Origin of the sequence: Nonomuraea sp. KM90 (assembly GCF_052246675.1) — a bacterium.
In the GTDB taxonomy this organism is placed as follows: Bacteria; Actinomycetota; Actinomycetes; order Streptosporangiales; family Streptosporangiaceae; genus Nonomuraea.
This window is the reverse complement of the sequence record NZ_JBQQCB010000053.1, coordinates 48,714-67,947: the sequence shown is the minus strand read 5'-3', so window position 1 is coordinate 67,947 and position 19,234 is coordinate 48,714. Positions and strand designations below refer to the sequence as shown.

Annotated in this window: 22 protein-coding genes; 12 read left to right on the top strand and 10 right to left on the bottom strand. The window is 70.4% G+C overall.

What is annotated here, in order from left to right; translation table 11 throughout:
- The 4 genes from ACTWPW_RS36925 to ACTWPW_RS36910 all read left to right on the top strand — a co-directional run.
- A partial coding sequence (locus ACTWPW_RS36925; RefSeq protein WP_443171370.1) for a phosphoribosyl-dephospho-CoA transferase MdcG domain-containing protein occupies window positions 1-239 on the top strand: 239 nt, incomplete at its 5' end.
- Entirely contained in the window at window positions 224-1,183 is a 960-nt protein-coding gene (locus ACTWPW_RS36920) for an acyltransferase domain-containing protein (protein WP_375117582.1), read from the top strand. The genes ACTWPW_RS36925 and ACTWPW_RS36920, both read left to right, overlap by 16 nt.
- A 90-nt stretch (window positions 1,184-1,273) precedes the next feature.
- The gene (pstS, locus tag ACTWPW_RS36915) at window positions 1,274-2,344 is read left to right on the top strand and encodes a phosphate ABC transporter substrate-binding protein PstS (RefSeq protein ID WP_443171369.1); all 1,071 of its coding nucleotides are present in this window, start codon (window positions 1,274-1,276) and stop codon (window positions 2,342-2,344) included.
- Between the two features lie 142 nt (window positions 2,345-2,486).
- Window positions 2,487-3,518, top strand: a complete 1,032-nt coding sequence (locus ACTWPW_RS36910) for a glycerophosphodiester phosphodiesterase family protein (protein ID WP_443171374.1) — start codon at window positions 2,487-2,489, stop codon at window positions 3,516-3,518.
- A gap of 33 nt (window positions 3,519-3,551) precedes the next feature.
- Here ACTWPW_RS36910 and ACTWPW_RS36905 read toward each other — a convergent pair whose 3' ends face one another.
- A complete protein-coding gene (locus tag ACTWPW_RS36905; protein WP_375117584.1) occupies window positions 3,552-4,526 on the bottom strand; it encodes a helix-turn-helix transcriptional regulator in 975 nt (324 codons plus the stop codon).
- Between the two features lie 130 nt (window positions 4,527-4,656).
- Here ACTWPW_RS36905 and ACTWPW_RS36900 point away from each other — a divergent pair, with 130 nt between their 5' ends.
- The 3 genes from ACTWPW_RS36900 (at window position 4,657) to ACTWPW_RS36890 (ending at window position 6,664) form a co-directional block, all read left to right on the top strand.
- Window positions 4,657-5,052, top strand: coding sequence for a RidA family protein (locus ACTWPW_RS36900; RefSeq protein WP_443171373.1), 396 nt, complete (start codon window positions 4,657-4,659; stop codon window positions 5,050-5,052).
- A gap of 77 nt (window positions 5,053-5,129) precedes the next feature.
- Entirely contained in the window at window positions 5,130-5,606 is a 477-nt protein-coding gene (locus ACTWPW_RS36895) for a DUF488 family protein, N3 subclade (protein ID WP_443171372.1), read from the top strand.
- Between the two features lie 134 nt (window positions 5,607-5,740).
- Window positions 5,741-6,664, top strand: a complete 924-nt coding sequence (locus ACTWPW_RS36890) for an SDR family oxidoreductase (RefSeq protein WP_443171368.1) — start codon at window positions 5,741-5,743, stop codon at window positions 6,662-6,664.
- Between the two features lie 150 nt (window positions 6,665-6,814).
- On the opposite strand, the gene ACTWPW_RS36885 is transcribed toward ACTWPW_RS36890, so the two are convergent.
- Entirely contained in the window at window positions 6,815-7,402 is a 588-nt protein-coding gene (locus ACTWPW_RS36885) for a TetR family transcriptional regulator (protein ID WP_375117586.1), read from the bottom strand.
- 96 nt (window positions 7,403-7,498) lie between these two features.
- On the opposite strand from ACTWPW_RS36885, the gene ACTWPW_RS36880 reads away from it, so the two are divergent.
- Entirely contained in the window at window positions 7,499-8,539 is a 1,041-nt protein-coding gene (locus tag ACTWPW_RS36880; RefSeq protein ID WP_375117587.1) for an NAD(P)-dependent alcohol dehydrogenase, read from the top strand.
- Between the two features lie 153 nt (window positions 8,540-8,692).
- Here the strand turns inward: ACTWPW_RS36880 and ACTWPW_RS36875 are convergent, their stop codons facing one another.
- From ACTWPW_RS36875 to ACTWPW_RS36855, 5 genes are all read right to left on the bottom strand, one after another.
- Window positions 8,693-8,842, bottom strand: a complete 150-nt coding sequence (locus ACTWPW_RS36875; RefSeq protein ID WP_443171367.1) for a hypothetical protein — start codon at window positions 8,840-8,842, stop codon at window positions 8,693-8,695.
- A complete protein-coding gene (locus ACTWPW_RS36870; protein ID WP_443171366.1) occupies window positions 8,839-9,432 on the bottom strand; it encodes a MerR family transcriptional regulator in 594 nt (197 codons plus the stop codon). Before ACTWPW_RS36870 ends, ACTWPW_RS36875 begins: the two co-directional genes overlap by 4 nt.
- A 67-nt stretch (window positions 9,433-9,499) precedes the next feature.
- Window positions 9,500-9,919, bottom strand: a complete 420-nt coding sequence (locus ACTWPW_RS36865) for a hypothetical protein (RefSeq protein ID WP_443171365.1) — start codon at window positions 9,917-9,919, stop codon at window positions 9,500-9,502.
- A 22-nt stretch (window positions 9,920-9,941) separates the two neighbouring features.
- Window positions 9,942-10,379: a YkvA family protein gene (locus tag ACTWPW_RS36860; RefSeq protein ID WP_375117590.1), complete on the bottom strand. Its 438-nt coding sequence runs from the start codon at window positions 10,377-10,379 to the stop codon at window positions 9,942-9,944.
- Complete coding sequence (locus ACTWPW_RS36855; RefSeq protein WP_443171364.1) at window positions 10,376-10,993, bottom strand: Chromate resistance protein ChrB; 618 nt, start codon at window positions 10,991-10,993, stop codon at window positions 10,376-10,378. The genes ACTWPW_RS36860 and ACTWPW_RS36855 overlap by 4 nt, the downstream gene beginning before the upstream one ends.
- Before the next feature lie 346 nt (window positions 10,994-11,339).
- Here ACTWPW_RS36855 and ACTWPW_RS36850 point away from each other — a divergent pair, with 346 nt between their 5' ends.
- The 3 genes from ACTWPW_RS36850 (at window position 11,340) to ACTWPW_RS36840 (ending at window position 13,030) form a co-directional block, all read left to right on the top strand.
- Window positions 11,340-11,822, top strand: coding sequence for a DUF4331 family protein (locus ACTWPW_RS36850; protein WP_443171363.1), 483 nt, complete (start codon window positions 11,340-11,342; stop codon window positions 11,820-11,822).
- A gap of 55 nt (window positions 11,823-11,877) precedes the next feature.
- Window positions 11,878-12,324, top strand: a complete 447-nt coding sequence (locus ACTWPW_RS36845) for an ester cyclase (protein WP_375117593.1) — start codon at window positions 11,878-11,880, stop codon at window positions 12,322-12,324.
- Between the two features lie 229 nt (window positions 12,325-12,553).
- A complete protein-coding gene (locus ACTWPW_RS36840) occupies window positions 12,554-13,030 on the top strand; it encodes a GNAT family N-acetyltransferase (RefSeq protein WP_375117594.1) in 477 nt (158 codons plus the stop codon).
- A gap of 180 nt (window positions 13,031-13,210) precedes the next feature.
- Here the strand turns inward: ACTWPW_RS36840 and rph are convergent, their stop codons facing one another.
- Together rph and ACTWPW_RS36830 are read right to left on the bottom strand one after the other, a co-directional pair.
- Entirely contained in the window at window positions 13,211-15,868 is a 2,658-nt protein-coding gene (gene rph, locus ACTWPW_RS36835) for a rifamycin-inactivating phosphotransferase (RefSeq protein ID WP_443171371.1), read from the bottom strand.
- 780 nt (window positions 15,869-16,648) lie between these two features.
- Complete coding sequence (locus ACTWPW_RS36830) at window positions 16,649-16,774, bottom strand: hypothetical protein (RefSeq protein ID WP_443171362.1); 126 nt, start codon at window positions 16,772-16,774, stop codon at window positions 16,649-16,651.
- A 7-nt stretch (window positions 16,775-16,781) separates the two neighbouring features.
- Here ACTWPW_RS36830 and ACTWPW_RS36825 point away from each other — a divergent pair, with 7 nt between their 5' ends.
- Window positions 16,782-17,747 (top strand): OmpA family protein, encoded by a 966-nt coding sequence (locus tag ACTWPW_RS36825; RefSeq protein ID WP_443171361.1) that lies wholly within the window; start codon window positions 16,782-16,784, stop codon window positions 17,745-17,747.
- 412 nt (window positions 17,748-18,159) lie between these two features.
- Here ACTWPW_RS36825 and ACTWPW_RS36820 read toward each other — a convergent pair whose 3' ends face one another.
- Window positions 18,160-19,212: a serine hydrolase domain-containing protein gene (locus tag ACTWPW_RS36820; RefSeq protein WP_443171360.1), complete on the bottom strand. Its 1,053-nt coding sequence runs from the start codon at window positions 19,210-19,212 to the stop codon at window positions 18,160-18,162.
- Window positions 19,213-19,234: the final 22 nt, after the last annotated feature.

Below are 19,234 nucleotides of genomic sequence, written 5' to 3'. Positions count from 1 at the left end.
CGGTCACCCACCGCGACAGCGATGTGGACCTGCTGATCCGGACGCCGCACCGAATGCCGCCCGACCTGGCCGCCCGGCTCCTGGCCGCGTTCGGCACCCTTCCCCGTCCGGTCGACTGCCAGCTGGAGACGCCGCGCGGCGGGGTCAGCCTCGCCGAGTGGGCCCGCACCGGCGGCCCCGTCATGGCCCGCACCTGGCACGGCCCCGAGCTGGTGGACGATCCGTGGACACCGGCCTGAAGGTCGCCTTCCTCTACCCGGGCCAGGGCACCCAGCGCCCCGGGATGCTGCACGACCTCCCCGCCCGCCCCGCCGTCACCGCGACCCTCGCCGAGGCCGAGCACCTCCTGCCCGGCTCCTCCCGGCAGGACGGCGCGCGGGCCCTGCGGTCGACGGTCACCACGCAGACCGCCCTCTGCATCGCGGGGGTCGCCGCGACCAGGGCGCTCGCCGACGAGGGCGGCACTCCTGACGCCGTGGCGGGACACTCCGTCGGGGCGTTCCCCGCGGCGGTCGCCGCCGGGGCGCTGACGTTCGGCGAGGCCCTCGAGGCCGTGCGGCTGCGCGGTGAGCTGATGCTCAAGGCCCACCCCTCCGGGTACGGCATGGCCGCCGTCCTGGGGCTGGGCGTCCCGCAGGTCAGGCGCGTGGTCGAAATGATCACTACTGTGGACGATCCCGCCTACGTCGCCGTCGTCGACACCGATCAGCAAGTCGTGGTCTCCGGCAGCCTGCGCGCGCTGGAGCGCCTCACGTCCGCGTCCGAGCGGGCCGGCGCCCGGCGCGTGCAGCGCCTCGACATTGGCGTGCCGTCGCACTGCCCGCTGCTCGCCGGCGTCGCCGACGCCCTGGCCGCCCACCTCGGGGCCGTGCCCCGGCGCCGCCTCGCCGTGCCGTACCTCAGCGGCTCCACCGGCCGGCTCCTCCACGACGCCGACGCCGTCCTCGACGACCTGGCCCGCAGCATCGCGGGCACCCTGCGATGGCGCGACGTCATCGCCCTGCTCGGCGAACTCGGCACCACCCTGTTCGTCCAGGCGCCCCCGGGGCACGTCCTCGCCCGCATGGCGCGTGCGGCGCACCCCCGGGCCCGCGTCCTCGCTCTGGCCGACACGGACGTCGCCGAGACCGCGACGTACATCCGCCGCAGCCGTGGACGCGGCGGATCGGACGGGGATCGCTGAACAGCACTTGACGACGATAAAACCGTTCGGACCCGAAACTTGAGACGGGACAGACGCGCTGCACGTCGCTCTGTCCCTAACCTAAGAAAAATGGCAAGGTCGACCTGGATCGCCGGGGCCGTTGTGGCCGCCGCCATCGTCATCGCGGGCGCGGTCGCCATGGCGAGCGTGGCCTTGTTGCTCGACACCGACAAGAAGCGGAGCAGCGTGCCGGTCGTCGCCTCGATCCGCGGCTCCGGATCGACGACGCAGATGGGCGCGATGGACGCCTGGCGTGCCGAGTTCCAGCGCGTCCATCCCGGACTGCGGGTGGCCTACGAGGCCAACGGCTCGGGGGCCGGCATCCGCGACTTCATCGCCGGCCGCAGCGCGTTCGCCGGCTCCGACGTACCGATGAGCCCCCAGGAGCAGGTGCAGGCCGACCGGCTCTGCCGCGGCCGCGCCATGCACCTGCCCATGGTCGTGGCCCCCATCGCGCTGGCCTACAACCTGCCGTCCGTACCGGATCTGAAGCTCTCACCGACCACGGTGACCGGCATCTTCAGCGGGCGCATCACCAGGTGGGACGCGCCGCAGATCGCCGCGGACAACCGCGGCAGCCGCCTGCCCCGCACCGGCATCCATGTCTTCCACCGCTCCGACGACTCCGGCACCACCCACAACTTCCTCTCCTTCCTGAAGGCGGCGGGCCGATGGCCGCACCAGCCGTCCATGACGTGGACCGGCTCCGGGCAGGGCGTGGTGGGCACCAGCGGCATCACGCAGGCGGTCCAGCACACCCGGGGTGCGATCGGCTATGTGGAGTACGGCTCCGCGAGCAATGCCCGGCTGAAGGTCGCGAAGATCCGCAACGCCGCCGGACAGTTCGTCGCGCTCTCGCAGGAGAGCGCCAGCAAGGCGTTGGAAGGCGCCCGGAGCGTGGGGAGCAAGGAGGATCTCATCGTGCGGCTGGACCATCTGAGCAAGGCCGCCGGTTCCTACCCGCTCATCCTGGTCACGTACGAGATCGTCTGCGCGAACAACTCCGACCCGCTGGTCTTCAGCTTCCTGAACTACACCGCGAGCGACGCCGGCCAGTCCTACCTCGCCCTGTACGGCTACGCCCCGCTCCCCCACGACCTCCTCGCCAAGGTACGCACGCAACTCGGCGCCATGACCTGACGTTCCTTGAACGTTCACAGTTTGATCACGGCTTCGCCGCGTTGCGGGTCGGCCGGAAATCTACGCTCCGGAAGGTCGTTTTCTACCTCACTGAGTGGATTTTCCGTTGAACCTCCGCCATGTCCTGGCAGGCTTGGCCATCGTGCCCGCGCTCGCCGTGCCGTCAGTCGCTCACGCGTCGGCGACCACCGACCCCGGTGTGCTGCCCCAGAAGACCCATTTCGACCTGCAGGCCCACCGTGGTGGCCTCGGCATGACGACCGAGGAGTCGCTCGAGGGTTTCGCCAAGGCGCTGCGTCTCGGGGTCAGCACCCTGGAGCTGGACACCCACGTCACCAAGGACGAGAAGGTCGTCGTCAACCACGATCGGCAGATCAGCAGCCAGAAATGTCGTGACACGGCGCCCGTCACGCCCGGCGACCCGATGTACCCGTACGTCGGAAAGTACATCAAGGACCTGACCCTGGCCCAGCTCAAGACCATGGACTGCGGTTACCAGCAGCTGCCCGGCTTCCCCGAGCAGGAGGTGGTCCGCGGCTTCCGGATGGTCGAGCTCAAGGACGTGTTCGATCTCGTCAAGAGCTACAAGGCCAAGCAGGTCAAGCTGAACATCGAGACCAAGGTCGAAGCGGGGGCGCCGGAGCAGACCGCGCCGCGCGCGCTGTTCGTCCGCCGCGTGTACGAGGAGATCCGTTCCTCGGGCATCGAGAAGCAGGTCACCATCCAGTCCTTCGACTGGGGCGCCCTGCAGGAGATGCACCGGCTCGCGCCGAGCTGGCCGCTGGTCGCGCTGACCAACTACGACTTCCTCCAGGTGGGCAAGCCGGGCGCCTCCCCGTGGCTCGGCGGGATCGACGCCGACGACTTCGGCGGCGACTTCGTCAGGGCGGCCGCCGCCGTCCCGGGTGTCACGGCGCTCTCTCCGGTCTACGGCTTCCCGCAGAACGGGAAGATCGGCGACCCGGGCTTCCGCTTCTACGTCGATTCCGCGATGGTGTCGAGCGCGCACGCGCGTGGCCTGAAGGTCATCCCGTGGACCTGCGACGACCCCGCCACCATCGCGGCTCTCATGGACATGGGGATCGACGGCATCATCACCGACTACCCGAACCGCGTCCGGGAGCTCATGGCCGAGCGCGGCATGCGGCTGCCGAAGGCCTACGCGCCGCGTTGACGGGGTTCCGAAACGCGCCGAAGGCGGCCACCCTCAGGATGACTCTCCGTAGCGGGTGGCGATCGCGGCGGCGCGGTCGCGCAGGGAGGTGCGCAACCACTGCGGGGCCAGGGCTTCCGCGTTCGTGGTGAGCTGCCACAGCGCCCATTCGGCGTGTCTCGGATCCTGGAAGGTCACCTCCAGCCGCAGCCAGCCGTCCGCGTCGGCTTCCTCGGTGCGGACGGCCAGCGCGGTGCCCACCAGGTCCTCCCGCCGCGCCGGGTGCACCCGTACCAGCACGGTGACTTGGTCGCCGCCGGTCCGGAACCGCGTGCTGCGTTCCTGCCAGGCCCGGTCCAGATCGACCCGGTCCGGCCGCTGTGCGGGCTCGGCGAGTTCCTCGGCGGCCAGGATCCGGGACAGCCGGTACGTGCGGTCCGCGCCCGACCTCGTGGCCAGCAGGTAACCCCGGTCGCGCACGGTGACCAGGCCGATCGGGTCCACCGTGCGCCACTTCGGGGCCTGGTCCACGGCCGCGTAGTGGATGCGCAGCTTGTGCCCGGCGAACACGGCGCGCAGGACCTCGGCCACGACGGCGTCCGGCACCTCCTCATCCACCAGCCGGCGCGAGAGCAGGTCGGTCTCCGGGTCGATGAGCAATCGCTCGGACGCGCCGGCCGCGGTGTCCCGATAGCTCTCGGGCAGCGCGTCAACCACCTTGAGCATCGCCGAGGCCAGCGCCGAGCCGAGGCCGAATGCCTGCGCGCCGCGCCGCGATCCGGCGACCAGGAGCGCGAGGGCCTCGTCGTGGTTCAGTCCGGTGAGCTCGGTCCGGAAACCGGGCAACAACGCGAACCCGCCGTGCCGGCCGCGTTCGGCGTAGACCGGGACCCCGGCCGCGGACAGCGCCTCGATGTCGCGCAGCACGGTGCGGGTGGACACCTCCAGCTCGCGGGCCAGCGCGGCCGCGGACAGCCGGCCGTGCTGCCGCAGCAGCAGCACCAGCGAGACCAACCGGTCGGCGCGCACGCGAGAACGTTACCGGAATATACGACACAGGATGTCGTGATTTGTTGGGAGGCTCATCACCACGACCAGGAGCGCCGGCGCGCCGATGGGCGTACGCAATGTCGACGAACCGAATGGAGCTGATGTGGCGATGGAGCGAACGGCGGTCAACCCGTGGGCGTGGTCGGTGGAGATGGGGTACAACCAGGGTGAGATCGTCTCCGGGCACACCCGGACCCTCTACTGCGCCGGGCAGACCGCGATGAGCGGCGACGGCGGGCCCCGGCATCCCGGTGACATGGCGGCGCAGCTGGCGCTGAGCCTCGACAACCTGGAGGCCGTGCTCGGTGAGGCCGGCATGTCCCTCGCGAACCTCGTCCGGCTCAACGTCTACACCACCGACGTCGATCGGCTCTTCGAGCACTACGGCCTGCTGGCGTCGCGGTTGGGCGCCGCCGGGGTGGCACCGTCCACCACGATGCTCGGGGTGGCACGGCTGGCGATCCCCGATCTGATGGTCGAGCTTGAGGGGACCGCCGTCGCGTGATGCGGCCTCACCGCCTCCGGCAGGGCTGCCGGAGGCGGCACGAGCGGAAGACGGGTGGGTGATCTCCGGTGCTCAGAATGGTGACGATCGGCGTCTATGGCTTCGGCGGCGAGTCCTTCCTGGAACGGCTGCGGCACGCGGACGTTCGCCTGCTGCTCGACGTACGCCGGCGCCGCGGTGTCCGCGGACCCGAGTACGCCTGGGCGAACTCACTCCGGCTGCAGGCGGCCCTGGCCCAGGCTCGGATCGCCTACGAGCACCACCCCGAGCTCGCCCCGACCACCGAGTTGCGCCGGCTCCAGTACGCCGAGGACGACCGCCAAGGGGTCGGCAAGCGCTCGCGCCGCGAACTCGCCGCCGAGTACACCCGCCGCTACACCACCGAGATCCTCGACCGCGCCGACCTCACGCCGATCGTGCCGGAGCTGCCGAGCGGCGGGATCGCAGCGCTGCTCTGTGTCGAGCGTGACCCCGAGGCCTGCCACCGCTCGTTGATCGCCCAGCGGCTGACCGAGCGGCACCACGTCACGATCGAGCACCTGCGCCCGTTGTGACACGTCAATTCCGCGGGGTTGCGGCAGCGGTGACCTCCGCCGCCGCTCCGGCCTGGGTCGATGACTGAATGTCAGGAGTCCGCCACGCTCAGAACATGACACTCGTTGTCGGGTATTCTCGTTAGCTTCGCACCATGAACACCACCATCCCGGATCTCCGGGGCAAGGTCGCCCTCGTGGCCGGCGCCACCCGGGGCGCCGGCCGCGGCATCGCCGTCGAGCTGGGTGCGGCCGGCGCCACCGTCTACGTGACCGGCCGCACCACCCGCCGGAGCCGATCCGAGTACGACCGGCCGGAGACCATCGAGGAGACCGCGGACCTGGTGAACCGGGCGGGCGGCGAGGGCATCGCCGTCCAGGTCGACCACCTGGAGCACGACCAGGTGAAGTCCCTCGTCGAGCGCATCGAACGCGACCACGGGCGCCTCGACGTCCTCGTGAACGACATCTGGGGCGGCGAGCTCCTGGCCCAATGGGACACGCCCCTGTGGGAGCACGACCTGAACGGCGGCCTCCGTCTCCTCCGGCTGGCCGTGGACACCCACATCATCACCAGCCACTACGCCCTCCCCCTGCTGATCAAGCGGCCGGGCGGCCTGGTGGTGGAGATGACCGACGGCACCAAGGACTACAACGACCACAACTACCGCGTCTCGTTCTTCTACGACCACGCGAAGAGCGCTGTGATCAGGCTCGGCTTCGCGCAGGCGCACGAGCTGCGTCCGTACAGGTGCGCGGCCGTGACGCTGACGCCCGGGTGGCTCAGGTCGGAGCTCATGCTGGACCACTTCCAGGTCAGGGAGGACAACTGGCGCGACGCCACCGCCCGCGAGCCGCACTTCGCCATCTCCGAGTCACCCCGGTACGTCGGCCGCGCCGTGGCCGCGCTGGCGGGCGACCCGGACGCCATGCGCTGGACCGGCCAGTCGCTGTCCAGCGGCCGGCTGGCCCGCGAGTACGGCTTCACGGACGTGGACGGCTCACAACCGGACTGCTGGCGCTACCTGGTGGAGGTCCAGGACGCGGGCCGACCGGCGGACACCACCGGCTACCGCTGACCTCGGCGGAATGAGCTCCGCGGATCTCGGCGTCGGCGCTTCCGGCTCCACCCGCCGGAACCGGTGAGCGGTGACGCCGTACGCTGCCGGTGGTCAAGTCGGCCGACGTAGGCTGCCGGTGGCCAGTCGGCCGCCGTACGCCGCCGGTGGTCAGTCGGCCGCGACGGCGCGCCGGACGCATTCGCGGAGTAGGGTGCGGCGCTGTTCGTGCGTCTCGGCGGGCTCCTCGGCAGTGGCCGCGTAGACGTTGCTGACCGGTGACCAGGCCATGGACATGGCGATGACCAGGGCCATCACGTCGAACGGGTCTCCCTGGCGCACTCGCCCGGCGGCTTGGGCCTCGGCGATGGCACGCAGCTTGTGATCCTCGAGGCGGTCGTGGTCCGCCACGAGGTGGCCGGTCGGCCGGCGCTCCAGGCGCGCCCAGGTGGCCAGCCGGATGAGGTCGGGGCGGCGGAGGTATTCGTCGTAGAGGCGTACGGCCCAGTCCGCGAGGTCGGCGGCGTCGATGGGGACGACGTTCACGATCCGCTCCAGCGAGCCGAAGAAGATCGTGTCGAAGAGCTTCTCCTTGTTGCCGAAGTAGGCGTAGAGCTGGGCCTTGTTGGTGCGGGCGGCGGCCACGATCCGCTCGATGCGCGCTCCGGCGATGCCGTGCTGGGCGAACTCCTGGGTGGCCACATCGAGAATGCGCTGGTAGGTCGCGGCTCCACGCGAGGTCAGAGGCTGGTCCGCCATGCCCATGACGCTACCAGACAGAACAGTTGGTTTGTTTCGCGGAGGGAGTGTGCGTACGATCCAATAGACCGAACAGTCTGTTTAAGGAGTGATGTCATGCGGACGACAACCGGCTGGCAGGTGGACGCCCCAACAGCGACACTGCGGCGTACGCTGCTGGAGCGCCGCGACCTGCGCCCCGACGATCTTGCGGTCCAGATCGACTACTGCGGCGTCTGCCACACCGACGTGCATGCGCTCCGGGGCCACGACGGCGCAGCGGGGCCCTTGGTGCCGGGGCACGAGTTCACGGGCGTGGTGACCGAGACCGGGCCCGCGGTCACCGGCTTCTCCGTCGGCGACCGGGTCGCGGTCGGCAACATCGTCGACTCATGCGGCGATTGCTCCATGTGCCGGGCCGGCCAGGAGAACTTCTGCCACGCCTTCCCGACCCTGACCTACGGCGGCACCGACCAGCAGGACGGCTCGACCACTCTGGGCGGGTACTCCCGCGAGTACGTCGTCCGCGACCGGTTCGCCTACCCGCTTCCCCCTGGCCTGGACCCGGCCGCCGCGGCTCCTCTGCTCTGCGCCGGTGTCACCGTCTGGGAACCGCTGCACGCTCTGGGGGTGGGTCCCGGCAGCCGCGTCGCCGTGGCGGGGCTGGGTGGCCTGGGGCATCTCGCGGTCAAGATGGCCGTGGCCCTCGGCGCCACCACGTCGGTCATCAGCCGTTCGCCCGACAAGGCCGACGACGCCCGCCGTCTCGGCGCCCACTCGTTCGTCGTGTCCACGGATCCGGAACGGATGGCCGCGGCCCGAGACGGGTTCGACGTCGTCATCGACACCATCGCCACCCCGCACGACCTCGGCCCGTATCTGCGCCTGGTCGCCATGGACGGCACGCTCAGCAGCCTCGGATATCTCGGGCCTGTCTCCGTGGAGACCATGGACCTGCTCCTGGGCCGCAAGAAACTCAGCTCCGCAGGCAGCGGGGGCCGTCCTGCGACCGCCGCCATGCTGGAGTTCTGCGCCGCCAAGGGCATCACCGCCGACATCGAACTGCTCCCCTCGGCCCAGGTGAACGAGGCCCTCGACCGCCTCCGTCGCAACGACGTCCGCTACCGCTTCGTACTCGACCTGTCCGACCTGAATTGAGCGGGCAGGGCGCGAACCCTCCGAGCAGCGTGCTCCTGCCACTGCCGGAGCGGCCCACCACCGCCACGAACTCCCCTGCCCCCGCCATGAGATCGACTCCGCCCAACGCTCGCACGTCACCCGCGTACGACGTGACGGCGTCGCGCACCGTGATCACCCGGAACCTCCGAAGCCCACGCTGAAGGCCCGCTTCAGATATTCCCAGGCCGCTGTCGTGAGCAGCCCCTTCGTCGCGGCCTCGGCTCCCTGTCGATCGATCTTGGAGTAGAGCGCGGACAGCACGCTCCTGTCGTCCCCGGTCATCTCGGTGACCGCCGCGAACCACCCCCCGCCAGGTCCTGAACCTCCGGATCGGCCGGGTCCGTGCCGCGCTCGGCGTGCTCGGCCGCCCGCGCGGCCAGCTCCGCCATGCGATCGCGCCAGCGGGCGAACCCCGCCTCGCCGACCTCCAGGTGCCGCCGCCTGAGGCCGGCGAAGTGTTCGGGAGATAGGTGCTTGGCCTGCATCATCGCCTCCATGGCTCGGATGAGCTGGTCGATCGATGGCTCACGGGCCGCGCGCAGAGCCCGGGCGAGACCTTGGAGCTGCCGGTGCAGCCTGCGGTGCAGCTCGATCTGGCGTTCGGCCTGGGCGAGCTGCCGCTCGATGGCCGCCGGCAGATCGGCGCCGTCGCCGTCCACATGGTTCGCGATCTCACCCAGCGGCATGTTCAGCTCGCGCAGCGCCAGGATCCGGTAGAGGCGGCGCACGTCATCGCCGGTGTAGAGGCGATGGCCGGCCGACGAGCGGCCGGCCGGGCGCAGCAGCCCGATCTGGTGGAAATGGCGCAAGGTCCGCACTGTCAGCCCGGTCGCGGTGGCGAGCTCGCCGATCTTCCAGCACTGTTCGGTCACAGCAGGGACGCTATGACCTGACGTCGCGTCAGCCGCAACTCCAGAACGGCGGCACCCCGAGGTGCGTTCAGGATCGCGGTACGGTCACAGGGCTCCACGTGCCTCGCCGGCCGGAACCGCGGGACGCCAGGCGACGGGCGAGCAGCGGATGGCGGAAGCGGTACGAGGGCCCGTTGCGGCTCAGGACGCCCTGCTCGTACGCCGTGTCGAGGAACCGCATGAACCTCCACGGGAGCAGGCCCTGCGCGGCGAGCAAGGTGCGTTCCAGTTTCGCGACGCCATACCTGCTCTGCGCCGCCGCGACCGTGACGCCCGCGGTGAGGCCGTACCTGAAGAAGGTGCTCACCCCCGCCATCACCCCGACCAGCGGACGGCCCGTGCCCGCGGTGGCCCGTACCCCGACCGCCAGGCCGATCGCCCCGGCGAGGCCCAGCGCGCACCACAGGAAGGTGGTGCGGTCCAGGCACAGGAGACGGCGCGGGGACATGACACGGGCGCCGATGGGCCGGTCACGGGGCCGGTGGATCTGGCGTCGGCTTGCCCAGCCCGGCCAGCCGGGTCAGGACGGTGAAGCCGTCGTCGGTGCCGGGCCAGTGCCGGCGTACGGCCTGCAGCCCGGCGCGGCGCACCACCGAGCGCAGCACGGCGACCACGATGATGGCGTCGTCCGCATAGCCCAGGACCGGGATGAAGTCGGGCACCACGTCGATCGGGAAGGCCAGATAGGCCAGCAGGAGGACGAGCCGGACGCGGACACCGCGGGGCAGGTCGGGGTCGGCGGCCAGGCGCCGCACCAGGCGCAGCACGTCCGGCAGCAGCCGCAGCGCCTCGCGCAGCAGCCCGCCGCGCGGCCGGACGATCGCCAGCATCGCGATCAGCGCCAGCCACGCGACCAGCAACGCGACGCCGATCCCGATCAGCAGATCCCATCCCCACGCCCCGGTCACCGCCGGCCGCCTTCCTGCTCGCCGGTCTTCTCGATCGCCTCGGCGGGGTCCTCTGCGGGGTCCTCGGCGGGGTTCTCGGCGGTGAGCGCGGCCTGCTCGAAGGCCGCCAGATCGGCCGCCGCGTCCTCGACCGCGGCCCGCGCCACGGCACCGGCCGGGGCGGCGAAGTAGTCCCGGGCCGCGATCTTGGCCATCCAGGAGCGGAAGCGCTCCAGGTCCGCCTCGGACTCCTCGACCTCGGCATACGTCGCCCGGCCCCGGGCCCGCTCCGCGGCCAGCTCCTGCCGGAAGGCAGGCAACCGCTCCAGCACCTCGGCGTATTCGGCATCGCGGGCAGCGTTGAACTCGCCGACGATCTGCCGCTCCTCGCCCACATCCGTGAGCGCCACGTGGAGCATCCGGCCGGAGCCGCCCTGCTGATGCACCCGGTCCAGCAGCCGGCGCATGTGCCGCACGGTCTGCTCGCGCTCGGGCAGCAGGCAGACCGACTGCTGCAGATACAGCGCGCCCAGCGAGCGCAGCTTGCGCCACACCTGCACGCGCAGGGTCGGAGCGGCCCCGGCGGTGGACACGCTGACCAGCAACCAGCCCGAAGCTTCCGGTTCGTCCGTCACACTCCTATGTTACATCCGTAACAACAACAGGCAACGGAGAGCCCTTCCGGTTGGAACACGGTTCGCCGTCGGTAACGACGCCGACCCAAAGAAATGGCGGCAGACCATGCCGGAACTTGACGAGACCGACGGGATGATGACTTCGCAATTGCGTACCGGGCCGTCGGGGAAGGCGATTTTGACGGGCGCTTGGCAGCGCCGTCCAGCCCCTCGCGCCGAGACTTAGAGGAGCGACGCAAGCGCCGGCGAGGACGCGCCGCCGCGCGGGTGACACCCGTGAGGCCGAACGCCTCTCGACGCCCGCGTGCCGGCTCCCGCACCCGAGCCCAGAGGAACGAGCGCGACCATGTCCCATCACCTCGACTCTCCGACCGCCCGCCAGGACCCGCGTCTGGACATCACCGACCTGTTCGTCTTCCGCAAGGAACGCGGCAGCGTCCTGGTCGGCGACCGCAGTCACTCCGCCGCCGGCGAGGGCTCCCCGCGCGGCCTGGGCGCGACCGGGACCCCGACCGCCGAGGACCGCACCGGCGAGACCGCCGGGACCGCCGGCGGCGGCCGCGTGTGGGCCGGTGAGGCGGACGACCCGTTCTGGATCGAGCCCAACGTGCTGCACGCGGTCGGCGGGGCCGTCCAGGACGGCACCACGATCGATTTGACCGGCTGGGACCCGGCCGCGGCGAAGAACGCCTTCGCCGGGCACACGGTCCACTCCATCGTGCTGGAACTCGACGACCTGCTCCCGGCCGCCGGACAGGACCGCCGGGTCGGGGTGTGGGCGCCGGCGAGCCTGGCCACGACCTTCCCGTACGTCCCGCCCAGACCATGACGCTCGCCCGGGCGTACGGACCGACTCACCCGCTCGAATCGCTTGGAGGTGCCCCGTGTCGACCTACTGGGAGCTCAAACACCGATTTGGCGACGCCGTCAACGCGCACGACCTGGAGGGCGTGCTCGCCTGCTACAGCCCGGACGCCGTCCTCGTCACGCCGGCGGGCGTCGCGCAGGGGCACGAGGAGATCGGCTGGTTGTACCAGCAGCTCTTCCAGGGGTTCCCGGACTTTCAGATGGCGGCGTGGTTCGAGCTGGGCGACTGCGACAACCCGGCCGTCACCGAATGGACCTACACCGGCACCCACACCGGCCCCCTCCTGCTGCCCGACGGGCGCACGATAGCGGGAACGGGCCGCCGCATCGCCATCAGAGCCAGTTGCAGCGCCCATGTCACCGACGGCAAGATCGACTCGCACCGTGAGTACTACGACCAGCTCGAGCTTTACAGCCAGCTCGGCTTCGGCCTGGTGGAACTCGACCGGATCCCGACCAATTAGCAAAGGCACACGAAACGCCCTGCCATCACGACGGACAGCGGGTAGCGGTCGAGGAACCCCGGCAGCGGCCACGCCACCGGACGAGTGTGGCCTGTTGTTCCCGTTCCAGCACCCCGGCGCGTGTCGCGATCGCCGCGACGACGGGTTCGGTGCTACGTCGACGTCCGGCTGCCGATGCCGACGCTGCCGTGAAGGATGCGTCCGCGGCCGGGATGACATGCTGATGCCCATGAGCGTCGAGCACACATGCGTCCAGATTCGACCCGTTCGCGAAGAGGACCGCCACGCCGTTCTGGAGCTCGCCTCTCAGCTCGCCGAAGGCGTGGCGGAATGGCGCGACCCCGGAGCCGTGGTGGAGGCGGCTCGGCAGTGGCTGGCCGGCTTCTTCGCCCCCACGCGAGAGCAGCCTGGAGCCGTGTTCGTGGCCATGGCCGAAGGCGAGGTCGTCGGCATGGTCTCCGTCAATACTCACCAGCACTTCACCGGACCGGTCGAGGCCTACATCGGCGAGTTGGCCGTCGCCCCGCGCGCCGTCCGCACGGGGGTGGGCCGGCGGCTTCTGAGCGCGGCGGAGAACTGGGCTCGCCAGAAGGGCCTGCGCCATCTGACGCTGGAGACGGCGGCAGGCAACACGACCGCTCGACGGTTCTACGCTGCCGTGGGCTATCGGGAGGAGGCGATCCGATTCACCCGGGTGCTTGATTAGCGGGCTTTCGCGAGGAACTGAGAATCTGCCTCATGCCATCGGTACGGCGGTGCCGGGCCAGACGGCCGGCTCGCCGCCGGTGGGCACCTCGCCAGGCTGGGTCCGGTCGGCGGCCCCGCCGTTCCCCCGGTCCTGCCGGCAGGCCGCCGACAGAGGGATCCCGGGGTCCGATGGGACGGTTCAGTCGAGGATCTGGACGTAGCCGTCGGTTCCGTGCACGCGGATCCGCTGCCCGTCCCGGATCAGCCGGGTGGCGTGCGGCACACTCACCACGGCCGGCAAGCCGTACTCACGCGCGATCACCGCCCCGTGCGTCATGAGCCCGCCTACCTCCGTCACCAGCCCGGCGACGGTGACGAACAGCGGGGTCCAGCTGGGGTCGGTGTAGGCGGTGACCAGGATGTCGCCCGCCTCGAGGTCCGCCCGGGCGATGTCCGTGACGACACGGGCACGGCCCTCGACGGTCCCGGCCGAGACCGGGAGGCCGGCCAGCGCGCCGGGCGGGGCGTCCTCGCGCCGATACTGGCCGGTGATGGCCTCGCCGTCCGACGTGAGGACCCGGGGCGGTGTGAGCGCCTCGTACGACCGGAACGCCTCCCGCCTCGCCCGAACGAGTTCGGCGTCCACGTCGTCGGTGCGCACGACTTCCTGCAACTCCTCGAACCGGAGGAAGAAGATGTCCTCCTTCTCGCGCAGGATGCCGGACCGGACGAGGCGATCGGCTTCCCGCAGCAACGCCTGCTTGTAGACGAAATAGCGGCTGACCATGCCGTACTTGGGGTATTCCCGGTATCCGGCGAAGGTGCGGACGCGGTCGATCATCCGCGTGGTCTCCTCGGCCTTCTGCTCCCCGTCGGGCAGGGCGCGCAATCGCGTCAGCAGTTCCTGCTCTTTCCGCCGTGACTCCTGGAGTCCTTGTTCGAAGTGTCGCTTGCCGGCGCCCGGCTCGAAGTTCTTGACGTTGCCGAGGATGGTGGGCACGAGCGTGACAGGATCCTCGCTCCAGCGCGTCCTGGTGATGTCGATCTCGCCCGCGCAGCGCATGCCGTACTCGTCGAGGTAGCCCCGGATGGCGTCACGTGCCTCCCGTCCGCCCGCCAGCCCGGCCAGCTCGTCCAGGAAGCCGTCGCCCTCCCGGCCTTCGTCCACGACGCGGTGCAGGAATGCCACGACGTCCGCGTGCGGTCGGATCGTGTCCGCGACGTCGAGGAGCGCCAGTCCCATCTCCGACGTGACGTTGTGCGGGACGGACTGCGTGAGCGCGTCGGCCGCGTTCTTCTCGCCCAGCCACGCCTCGAGGTGGTCATTGAGCCACCAGGTCGCCTCCATTCCCGCCATGATCGCCTGGAAGCTCCGCCGATCGAACAGGATGCGCCGCAGCTCTGCGATGTCGGCCAGGATGAAGTCGAGCAGCGCCGGCCCGGACAGGCCCTGGATCTCGCGCCGCAGGGTGGCGACGGACGCCTGGTTGTGCCGGATCAGGTCGGTGACGACGGCCGGATCGGTCTCGATCGGGGCGGGTGAGTCACCGGCGGGAGCGGCGCCGGCAGGTGCGGCACCGGCGGAAGCGGAGCCGGCGGGAGCGGCACCGGCAGGAGCGGCGCCGGAGTCTTCGTCCGGAAGCGAGCGGATGAAGTCGCCGCGGTCGAGGACGGTCTGCAGCGCGTCCAGGATCAGCGGGTCGGACTTCCCCAGGGTCCCGAGGATGTTCGCGCGACCCGCGGGCGTCGCCAGGGCGGGGGCCACGTCGACGAACAACCGTCCGCCCGCCTCGTGCATCGGCCGTGGAGTCGTCAGCTGCCACAGGGAGAGCCCCAGCGGCTTCATCGCGTCGGTCATCATCTGCTGGTGACCGACGGAGATGTAGACGTGGTTCTCCTGGTCATCGGTCGTGGGGACGGGGAACAGGGTGGTGATCGGCCGGCTCTGGACGATGTGGAAGTCGTCGCCGACCAGGCACCATTCGATGTCCTGGGGCCGGCCGAAGTGCGCCTCGATTCGCCGGCCCAGCCGCACCAGACGTACGACCTGGGCATCCGTCAGAGCCGGCCGCGCCTGCCGCTGCGGCTCGACCGGTACGTCCCGGGTACCGCCTCCCGGCGACGCCTGGACGAACCGCTGCTTGGTGGCGACCGCTGCGGTGACGACCCGATCGTCGCGCACCGTGTAGACGTCCCCGGTGACCAGACCGGAGACCAGCGCCTCACCGAGCCCCCAACCGGCTTCCACGGTGGCGATCTTCCGGTTCGAGGTCACGGGATCCGCGGTGAACAGGATCCCGGCCGCGTCCGGGAACACCATCCGCTGTACGACCACGGCCATCCGTACCTTCCGGTGGTCGAAGCCATTGCGGCGCCGGTAGGTCACTGCCCGCTCGGTGAACAGCGAGGCCCAGCACCGCCGGACGTGCCGGAGGATCGCCGCCAGGCCCACGATGTTCAGGTATGAATCCTGCTGGCCGGCGAAGGACGCGGTCGGCAGGTCCTCGGCCGTCGCGCTGGAACGTACCGCGTAGGAGGCCTGCTCCCCGAGCCGGGCGAGCGATTCGCTGATCGCCGCGACGAGATCGTCGGGCACCGCGACACCTTCGACGGCGCTGCGGACATCGGCGCTCAGGGTGCGGATCGCCGCGTGGTCGTCGGGTTCCACGCGCGACAGCAGATCAAGCTGAGCGTCGATCAACGGCACCTCGGCCAGGACCCGCCGGAAGGCGTCCGTCGTGACGCAGAAGCCGTCCGGCACGCGGATGCCATCGATTCGGGAGAGCTCGCCCAGATGCGCTCCCTTCCCGCCGACGTCCGCGACATTCGTCGAGTCGATCTGCTCGAAACCCAGCACGTAGCCCAATTGCGTTGCTCCATCGTTCGTTGGGGTCGGTTCGCAACGGGCAAGTATGAAGCACTTTCTGGCGCCTCATGAGGCGCGCGAATCTGATATACAGTGAAAATGGAGAGGAAAGGTGCGCGCCGCTTGCGCGGCCTGACCCCCGTCCCCCCGGCACCCTGACCGAACTCCCGGCGTCGACCGGTGCGAACCCGCCGCTGGTCGGCACCTGGACGGGCGCCGTCCGCTGGTGGCCGGCGTGACAGGCAATTCGCCCTAACGATCAACGCCCGGCCCCGTGGCCCCTTTCCGGTGCGTCGTTCTCGATAGCCGATCGTCGGCGAGTGCCGCCACTCCGCCGGACGGAGCCGTAGCGAGCGCGGCGAGTGCGGTGCGGTTGGCGACACCGAGCTTGGCGTAGACGTGGGGGACGTGGCGTATTCGTTGACGAACCGAAGCGCTGGCACGGCACGACTGCTGCACGATCCTCAACGACGACGCTGCCGAGCGAGATCGCCTTCCGGGGCATTTCCGGGCGACTGATCACAGGGCGGCTCTTGACATCGCCGGCGCGCCGCACACCGTCGTCAGCACCTGCAAAATACTTCGGCCCTGGTCCGAGGCCAGATTCTAAGGCGCTATGCAAATTCTGAAGGTGGATGTTCTACCGTCGAGGGTCATGTGGGCAGCATCGGAGAGGTCCATCATGACGAGAACATGGCTCTTGACACCATTGCTGGTACTGGTGATGGCCGCGTGTGGCGTTGGTACGACCGGTGGCGGCGGGGAGGAGCGTCAGACGCCGGCGAACGCGATCTCCCGAAGTGCCACCACGACGACCGATCCGCCGACGAGCCCGACCGCGCCGGCGCCCACGCCGACCGGAGCCGAGCCGGCGAGCTGCCCGAACGGGAAGCTCATCCCGGCGGTGGACAGCCCAGCGGTGCATGCCGACCCGGTGGTCATCCCGGAGGCGAAGGTCGGCGGCACGGTCATTCCCGCCGTCACCATCCCCGGCGTCGACATCCCCGCCCTGCACATTCCCGCCCAGTGCACCGAGATCGCCTCGGCCCCCGGGGGCTGCCTCGGCGCGGCGTCGATCCCACCGGTGTCGATTCCCGCCGTGGAGATTCCGCCGGTCGAGATACCCGGCGTCAACGCGGGTGGGATCAAGCTCGACCCGGTACGGGCCGACGGCAAACGGGCCGAGGAGCAGCGCGCCGAAGGCGTGTCGACGCCCGAGGTGTGCCAGGTCAAACCGAAGGCCGGGGGCACCGTGCCGTACGTGATCAGGCCGTTCATCATCCGCCCGTTCATCATCAGACCGTTTCTCATCCGGCCCTTCCTCATCCGCCCGGGTGCCTGCAACGATCGCAACGAATGCGTCCCCGCCGTCGAGGTGCCCGCGGTCGAAGTGCCCGCAGTGGAGGTGGGCGCGGTGGAGGTGGGCGCGGTGGAGATTCCGGCCGCGGAACTGAAGTCGTACGAGGTCGGCAAAAGCGAGGTGCTGCAGGGGGACGACTCGATCGCCTTCAGCATCAAGGCCGACGTGCTGTTCGACTTCGACAAGGCGACCATCAAGCCGGCGGCCGCCGCCGAGCTCAGGCGCATCGCCCAGGAGATCGAGGAGAAGGCAGCGGCAGGCGCGCCGATCGCCGTCGATGGGCACACCGACACCAAGGGCGAGGACTCCTACAATCAGCCGCTGTCCGAACGGCGAGCCCAGGCGGTCGTCGAGTGGCTGGCCGCTGAGGGCGGCTTGGCGCGGTCACGGCTCAAGGCGCGAGGATACGGTGAGGCCAAGCCGGTCGCGCCGAATACCAAGCCGAACGGCTCGGACGATCCGGCAGGACGCGCCAAGAACCGCCGGGTGGTCGTTTCCACCACAACCTGAGCCCTACGGGGTGCCGGCCGACCATCCGGGCTGGGTCAGCGTTGGGGTCGGGAAGCGGTTGGAGTGGAGCCGGCTGGTGGGGAGCCCGATGCGGCCGGTGTTCGTCGTAGCAGGCTTCGAGTCGTGCAGCGCGTGCCCGTGCAGCGCGGGCAGCGCGGGCAGCGCGTGGTGCAGGTCCGCAGGCAGTTGGTCGGCGGCAGCCTGCCCGTACGCACTCAGCGTGACAGCGGAGGCGGCATCCGGAGGGGCCGCTTGCAGGAGTTGCCAGCACCGCGACGCTGATCATCCCGGGCGGCCGGCCGGTGAGCCGGCCGGCCGGTGAGCCGGCCGGCCGGGCTCGTCCGTGGAGCATCCAGATGGCGATCAAGGTAGTGCGGTGGCCCTGCCCGCGTGACAGCGGGAGAGCAGGGCGTCAGCGGGTTCTGGCCACCTCGGCGGCCACGGCGCGGAAGGCGGTCAGGGCCTCTTCCTGGTCGGGGCGAACTGCGGCGGTGGACGATTTTACGATGACCACGCCATGTCGGGGAGAGACGTAGATGTACTGGCCGCCGAACCCGGCGGCGGTGAAGTCCCCGCCTTCGCCGAGCCACCAGTGCAGGCCGTACCGGGGGTTGGCAGGGGACGGCCTGGTGGACGCCTTGACCCAGGAGGCCGGCACGACCTGGCGGCCGTTGGCCTTGCCACCGCGCAGGTAGAGCAGGCCGAAGCGGGCGAAGTCGCGGCCGGTGGCGTAGTAGCAGCAGTAGCCGAGACTGTCGCCGTGCGAGTCGTTGCCCACGGTCGCTGTGGACTCCATGCCGGCGGGCTGCCAGAGCTTCCGTTCCACGTAGTCGTGGTACGGAACCCCCGTGGCCTTGGTGACGAGCCGGGCCAGGACGAAGGAGTTCATGCTCGTGTACTCGAACCTCTCGCCCCAGTCCCACCCGCGCTCCTGCCGGGCGGCCATCTTCTTGATCGGGTAACCCTTGTTGGCGGCGACCTGGAGGCGCGGCGCGTCGCGTGCCTCGTCCCAGTCGATGCCCGAGGACATGCGCAGCAACGCGCGGATGGGCACTCCGGCGTAGCCGGAGCCGGCCAGCTCGGGCAGATATCTGTCCACGGGGTCGTCGATCGAGCGGATGCGCCCCTCGCCGAGCGCGATGCCGACGGCGGCCGAGGTGAACGACTTGGCCACGGACCACGACTGGAACCGGGTGGCCCGGCCGGCACCGGTGTAGCGTTCGACGACGATGTCCTGGCCGTCGAGCACGAGGAAGCCGTTGGTCTTCGTCCGGCCGAGGAAGTCGTCCAAGGTTCGTTCCTGGCCCTTGTAGGTGTAGGTCACCGAGATTTCTCTGGGGGCGGTACGCAGCTCGACCGGATGTGCCGACGGTCTCAGCACGTCGGCGGTCCTGGCCGAGGCCGCGTTCGCACCCGGCGCCGCCAGCATGAGCGCCAGCGCGGCCGCGTAATGGATGATGCGCATGTCGTCTCCTCCGAAGGATCGC